Source organism: Lacisediminimonas sp., assembly GCF_030645335.1.
Taxonomy (GTDB): domain Bacteria; phylum Pseudomonadota; class Gammaproteobacteria; order Burkholderiales; family Burkholderiaceae_D; genus Lacisediminimonas.
The window spans coordinates 1-6,403 of sequence record NZ_JAUSNH010000095.1 but is presented as its reverse complement, the minus strand read 5'-3'; the positions used below and the strand labels follow the sequence as shown (position 1 = coordinate 6,403).

The window sequence follows — 6,403 nt, the reverse complement described above, 5'->3', positions numbered from 1 at the left end:
GACACCCAGGCCGCCGGCAACCGATTCTTTCACCGCCTCATTGCTTCCCAACTCGAGCCGGACATCGGGACGGAATTTCATTTTGCGGAAGAACTGGTCGGCGGCCATCCGTGTTCCTGATCCTCTTTCACGCAAAATGAAGCGGCGTTGGGCGAGTTGATGCAGGGATACCAAGCTTTGTCTAGCCAGCGGATCCGATGCCGGCGCGATCACGACAATGGGATTGGGCATGAACACCTCGTCGCCGAGGTCCATGTCAGTTGGCGGCATGGACATGATGTAGAGGTCGTCCAGGTTTTCGCGCAAGCGATGCACCACGCCATCGCGATTGAGGATTTCCAAAGAAACGTCAATAGCCGGATGCCTGGTGCAAAAGCTGCCAATCAAGCGCGGCATGAAATATTTCGCCGTACTGACCACAGCCACCCGCAGCTTGCCCCGCGCCAGACCTTTGACGGCATCCACGCCTTGTTCAAATGCATCCCAGGTCTGTGCCACCGAGCGAGCAGTCGCAGCGAGCTCCTTGCCCACATCCGTCAAGTAGATTTTCTTCCCGACGAGTTCATAAAGCGGCAGCCCCACGGACTGGCTGACTTCCTTCAATTGCATGGAGGCGGTGGGCTGGGTCACATGCATCGCCCTGGCTGCAGCGCTCACGCTGCCAGTATCGGCCAACGCCAAGAATAGCCTGAGCTGCCGGAAGGTGACATTCATAGAGTTTTATCTATTTAAAGACATGCAAGAATCGATTTTACATTATTGAAAGAAATTCTTAGGATGCGCAGAAGGAGAAACCCCATGCAAAACCTGCTCGATCCCGCGATCCTTTTTTTCATCTTCGGCGTATTTGCCGGCACAGTCAGGTCGAACCTGGAAATCCCGCCCGCCATTTCGCGATTCCTGTCCTTGTACCTGCTGATGGCCTTAGGGCTCAAGGGAGGATTTGCTCTGTCTGATTCGGGTCTGACGGCCGACGTGGGGGTCAGCCTTGCCGCAGCCATTGCGCTGGCAATCATCGTTCCCTTGTTGGGCTACTGGATCCTGCGGCAATTTGTTTCAGGCTTTGACGCCGCAGCGGTCGCGGCGACCTACGGATCCGTCAGTGCGGTGAGCTTTGTGACCGCCGTTCAATACCTGGAAAACCAGCACGTGGCCTATGGCGGGCACATGGCCGCAGCGATGGCATTGATGGAGTCGCCCGCCATCATCATCGCCGTGGTCTTTGCCAATGCACTCAGGCAAAAGGCCGCGCCGTTGGGAGGGGGAGTTGCCGTCATTGGCGTCCAAGCGGCCAGGCAGGGTGTTTCCATTGGCAAGATACTGCACGAGTCGTTCACGGATGGCGCCCAGTTACTGCTGTTGGGCGCAATGGTCGTTGGCCTGATCACGGGTGATGCCGGAAAGGCCGCAATGCAGCCCTTCTCCGGCGACCTGTTCAAGGGAATGCTGTCGTTCTTCCTGCTGGACATGGGTTTGATGGCGGCGCGTAACCTGCCCCAGGTAAAAGGCAAGTCCCCCGTGCTGATCGCCTATGCGGTGCTGGGACCGATTGTGCATGCGGGTCTGGCCCTGGGGCTGGCTTTCCTGTTGAACCTGCCTGCCGGCGATGGCGCCTTGCTGATGGTCCTGGCTGCGAGCGCCTCTTACATTGCCGTGCCCGCAGTGCTGCGGTACGCGCTGCCGGAGGCGAATCCTTCGCTGTACTTCGGCCTGAGCCTGGGCGTGACGTTCCCGTTTAACATTCTGGTCGGGATTCCCGTGTACACGGCCCTGGCGCAAGCGGTTCTCGCGTGAGCGCGTATTGACGGGATGGATGGACTGCCCCGGTTCACTGCGCATGGGCCAGTGCCCGGTGCTCGCCAGCCTGCGAATCGGGCCTGCAACTTCCAGGGAGTGACACATCAACGGCAGGACAATAAAAAAGGCCAATTTCACTCGGGAAATTGGCCTTTAGAGATGTTCCTGGTGGTGATAGGTGGATTTGAACCACCGACCCCAGCATTATGAGTGCTGTGCTCTAACCAACTGAGCTATATCACCGGACAGCCGAGGATTATGAGACTTCACGGAAACCCTGTCAACCCGTGCCCCCTGTCCCGCCTACCCGTAACGGCCAGCAACAGCTAGCAAAACGAGGAACCGGCATGCGTGTTTTTGCTGTCTGGTTGACAACAAATCAGGCCTGGCGCCCACGGTCCGGATGCTCTTCGACGATGCGCCTGACCTGCCGCGCCGCAGCCGGGTCCAGGCAATCCACGACAATCCTGTCGTCCATGCTGCGCAGCCATGTCAACTGGCGCTTGGCCAATTGGCGGGTCGCTGCAATTCCTGTTTCGCGCAGGCCGGCCAGGTCGATTTTCCCGTCCAGGTATTCCCATGCCTGCCGGTAGCCGACGCAGCGCATCGACGGCAAGCCGGGATGCAAATCCCCGCGTACGCGCAATGCCGCGACTTCGGCCAGCAGCCCATGCTCGGTATCGGCCAGCATGGCGTGAAAGCGCGCCGCGATCCGCGCATGCAGCACGGCGCGGTCCGACGGCTCCAGCGAAATCGGCAGCAGCGTGAAGGGTAGCGTCACCGGTGCGGCCCGGGCCAGCAGGGAGGACATCGGCTGCCCGGTCAGCTCGAAAATCTCCAGCGCGCGCTGGATGCGCTGTGCATCGTTGGGCTTGAGCCGCGCCGCTGTGGCCGGGTCCACGGTGTGCAGTCGCGCATGCAGCGCGGGTACGCCGAGCCGGGCTGCTTCTTCGTCGAGCCGGGCGCGCACTGCGGGGTCGGCAACGGGCAGGTCATCGAGGCCGTCGCGCAAGCCCTTGAAGTAAAGCATGGTGCCGCCGACCAGCAGCGGCAGGCGGCCGCGCGCCAGGATGTCCTGCGTCAGGCGCAGCGCGTCGTCGCGGAACTGGCGCACCGAATACGATTGGCTGGGGTCGAGGATGTCGATCAGGTGGTGCGGCACTTGCGCGCGTTGTTCCGGCGTGGGCTTGGCCGTGCCCACATCCATGCCGCGATACACCAGTGCGGAATCGACCGAAATGATTTCGCACGGGATTTCGCTGGCGATGGCCAGTGCGGCCGCCGTCTTGCCGGACGCCGTCGGCCCCATGATGGCTACCGCCAATGGACGCGAAGGATTGGTCATGTTGCTGTTTGCATGGGCACGAACATGCGGGCCGCCACAAAGATCGACAGGCCGAGCGCACCGGCCAGCACGGCAAGCGGGGTGAGCGTGCCGTTGTAGCTGGCGCCGACAATGGTGCCGACGATGAATGCCACCAGCATGCTGAGCGCGCCGGCCAGGCCAGCCGCCGTGCCGGCCTGGCGCGGAAACGGATTGACCGCGCCAGCCTGGCTGACCGGATAGTTGATGCCATGCGCGCCCATGGTCAGGGACATGGCGATGACGACAATGGACCAATGCGCAAGGCCGGCCAGTACGGCCGCCAGGAACAGCGCGCCGGCGGCCAGCGACATCGTGCTCCCGACGCGGAAGGTGGCTGGCGTGCCGATGCGCGCCAGCAATCGCCGGCACACCAGCGTGCCGCACAGATAACCGGATACGCCGAACGCAAAGCAGTAGCCGAAATATTCGGTGGGCACTTGCAGCACCCGTATCAGCACGGTCGATGCGCCCGAAATGAACGCAAACAGCGCGCCGTAGGACAAGGCGCCGGGCAGGGCGTAGGCCCAGAATTCGCGCGCGCCCAGTACCAGCCGAAAGTTGGCGGACAAGCCGGCCAGGTTGGTTGCGTCCGGATTCTTGTGCAGGTTGGTTTCCGGCAGGCGCAAGAAGGTCAGCACCAGCAGCGTGGTCGACAGCAGCGTGTGTACCACGAAGGCGGCGCGCCAGCCGAACGTGACTTGCAGGTAGGAGCCAAGGATGGGTCCCAATAGCGGGGCCAGCGCCAGCCAGGTGCTGGCGCGGGTGATCACTTTCACGCTGTGCTCGGGGTCGTAGGCGTCGCGCACGATCGCGCGCGAATTCATGATGGCGCAGCAGCAGCCAATGGCCTGCAGCACGCGGGCCGCGATCAGTAACTGGATCGACGGTGCGAATGTGCAGAGCGCCGATCCCAGCGCGTAGATGGCCAGGCCCCATAGCAGCACCGGCCGCCTGCCGTAGCGGTCCGACAGCGGACCGACGATCAGTTGCGCAAAACCGAAACCGATGACGAACACCGACAGCGTCAGTTGCACCGTGGAGGTGGGAACATTGAACGTGGTCGCCAGGCTGGGCAGCGATGCCAGGTAGAGGTCGGTCGACAGCGGCTGCATCATCAGGTAAGCGATGACCAGCAGCAACAGCGGCGCATGGGCGAACTGGGCCAGTGGCCGGGTGTCGGGATTCATCGGGGCGGGTCGGGTGCTATTGGCCGCGCAGGAACAGGCGGTCGAGGTCGGGCAGGCCAAGCTGGACCCAGGTCGGGCGACCGTGGTTGCATTGGTCGGCGCGCTCGGTGGCTTCCATCTGGCGCAGCAGGGCATTCATTTCCGGGATTGTCAGCATCCGGTTGGCGCGCACGGCGGTATGGCAGGCGAGCGTGCCGAGCAGCGTATTGCGGCGTTCCATCAGTACTTGCGAGCCGCCGAATTCACGTACGTCGCGCAACAGGTCGCGCGCCAGCGCCTGGGCGTCGGCGTTTTTCAGCAGGGCAGGGATGGCGCGCACCGCCAGTGTGGTCGGCGACATCACGCAAATGTCGAAGCCGAGCGTGGCCAGTACCTGCTGGTTTTCTTCGACGCTGCCAATCTCGATCGGGTCGGCATAAAAAGTGACCGGGATCAGCAGTGGCTGGATTTGCACCGCATCGGCATCGAGCGATTGCTTGAATTGCTCATACAGGATGCGTTCATGCGCAGCATGCATGTCCACCAGCACCAGCCCGCGCGCGTTCTGCGCCAGCACATACACGCCATGCAATTGGGCTAGCGCAAAGCCGAGCGGAAATTCGTCGGCGGCAGGCTCGGCACCAGCCGGCGACGGCGATGTTGCGAAGGCATGGCTGGCGCTGGCATCGCGCAGTACTGTTGTGGCGGCGCCAGCCAGCGACGGCGACGCTGCCGCGTTGAACAATGCGCCGTACTGCGCCAGGTCCTGCGCCACGCCCCCCTGCGCCCGCAGCGGCAAACCGGCCTGTTCGCGTATCCACGACAGGCCCGGGGCGGGCGCGGCTTGCGGCGCCGGTGCTGTGCCGTGCGCGGTTGCCGAGGTCTGCGCCAATACGTCACGCACCGCATGGAACACGAACTGATGTATCGCCCGGCCATCGCGGAAGCGCACTTCGATCTTGGAGGGATGCACATTGACGTCGACCAGCTGCGGGTCGAGGTCCAGGCTCAACAGGTAGGTCGGGAAGCGATCGCCGTGCAGCACGTCCTGGTAGGCGGCGCGCACCGCGTGGGTCAGCAGCTTGTCGCGCACGAAACGGCCGTTGACATAGAAGTACTGCGCATCGGCGCGGTTGCGTGCTGCTGTCGGCAGGCCGATATAGCCCGACAGCGTGATCGTGCCGGCGACCTGGTGCAGCGGCAGGCGGGCGCCGGCGAAGTCCTCGCCCATGACCTGTGTGCTGCGGCGCGCCAGTTCGCCGGCGCCCCAGTGGTCGACGGTCTTGCCATTGTGTACCAGCGAAAAGGCGACATCGGGGCGCGCCAGCGCCAGGCGGCGCACCACTTCCAGGCAATGGCCGAATTCGGTCTGCTCGGTCTTCAGGAATTTGCGGCGCGCCGGCGTGTTGTAGTACAGGTCTTGCACGTCCACCGTGGTGCCGGCTGCGGCCGAGGCCGGCGCCGGCGATCCGCCGGCCATGATTTCCCAGGCGTGCGTATCGCTGGCGGTGCGCGAAGTCAGTGTCAGTTGCGCAACCGAGGCGATGGACGCCAGTGCTTCGCCGCGAAAGCCAAGTGTCATTACGCTTTCCAGGTCGGACAGCGAGGCGATCTTGGAGGTGGCATGCCGAGCCAGCGCCAGCGGCATTTGCGCAGGGGCAATGCCACGGCCATCGTCGGTGATGCAGATGCGCTTGCAGCCGCCCTGCTCGAGCCGCACCATGATTTGCGTGGCGCCGGCATCGAGTGCGTTTTCGAGCAATTCCTTGACCACGGCCGCGGGCCGTTCGATCACTTCGCCAGCGGCGATCTGCGATATCAACTGGTCAGGAAGCTGTTGTATCGGACGACCGGGGGGCACCAGGGTATTCATCGCCGAATTATAGCGCCGCCATCCTGCTCACATCATCTGCCCTTTGCTCAGCGGCGGATTTTGCGCGAAGTATTTGCGGATGCCGGTCATGACTGCTTCGGCAATCTGGTCCTGGTAATTGCTGTCGATGAGCTTGGCTTCTTCTTCCGGGTTGGAGATGAATGCTGTCTCCACCAGGATGCTCGGAATGTCCGGTGCCTT

General features: G+C 63.0%; 6 protein-coding genes and 1 tRNA gene. 1 reads left to right on the top strand and 6 read right to left on the bottom strand.

Annotation, left to right across the window (positions count from 1 at the left end; genetic code table 11):
* Positions 1-714, bottom strand: a 714-nt coding sequence (locus tag Q7T64_RS06525; protein ID WP_304793086.1) for a LysR family transcriptional regulator, incomplete at its 3' end; no start/stop codon positions are given.
* Positions 715-798: 84 nt separating this feature from the next.
* Between Q7T64_RS06525 and Q7T64_RS06520 the strand changes: the two genes are divergently transcribed.
* Positions 799-1,794, top strand: coding sequence for a sodium-dependent bicarbonate transport family permease (locus tag Q7T64_RS06520; protein ID WP_304793082.1), 996 nt, complete (start codon positions 799-801; stop codon positions 1,792-1,794).
* 169 nt (positions 1,795-1,963) lie between these two features.
* On the opposite strand, the gene Q7T64_RS06515 is transcribed toward Q7T64_RS06520, so the two are convergent.
* From Q7T64_RS06515 to Q7T64_RS06495, 5 genes are all read right to left on the bottom strand, one after another.
* Positions 1,964-2,040 (bottom strand) — tRNA-Met (locus Q7T64_RS06515).
* Between the two features lie 136 nt (positions 2,041-2,176).
* A complete protein-coding gene (gene miaA / locus Q7T64_RS06510) occupies positions 2,177-3,142 on the bottom strand; it encodes a tRNA (adenosine(37)-N6)-dimethylallyltransferase MiaA (RefSeq protein ID WP_304793079.1) in 966 nt (321 codons plus the stop codon).
* Complete coding sequence (locus Q7T64_RS06505; protein ID WP_304793076.1) at positions 3,139-4,350, bottom strand: multidrug effflux MFS transporter; 1,212 nt, start codon at positions 4,348-4,350, stop codon at positions 3,139-3,141. Before Q7T64_RS06505 ends, miaA begins: the two co-directional genes overlap by 4 nt.
* Before the next feature lie 16 nt (positions 4,351-4,366).
* Positions 4,367-6,202, bottom strand: a complete 1,836-nt coding sequence (mutL, locus tag Q7T64_RS06500) for a DNA mismatch repair endonuclease MutL (RefSeq protein WP_304793073.1) — start codon at positions 6,200-6,202, stop codon at positions 4,367-4,369.
* A 27-nt stretch (positions 6,203-6,229) separates the two neighbouring features.
* On the bottom strand, positions 6,230-6,403 hold a 174-nt coding region (locus tag Q7T64_RS06495), incomplete at its 5' end, for an N-acetylmuramoyl-L-alanine amidase (protein WP_304793088.1).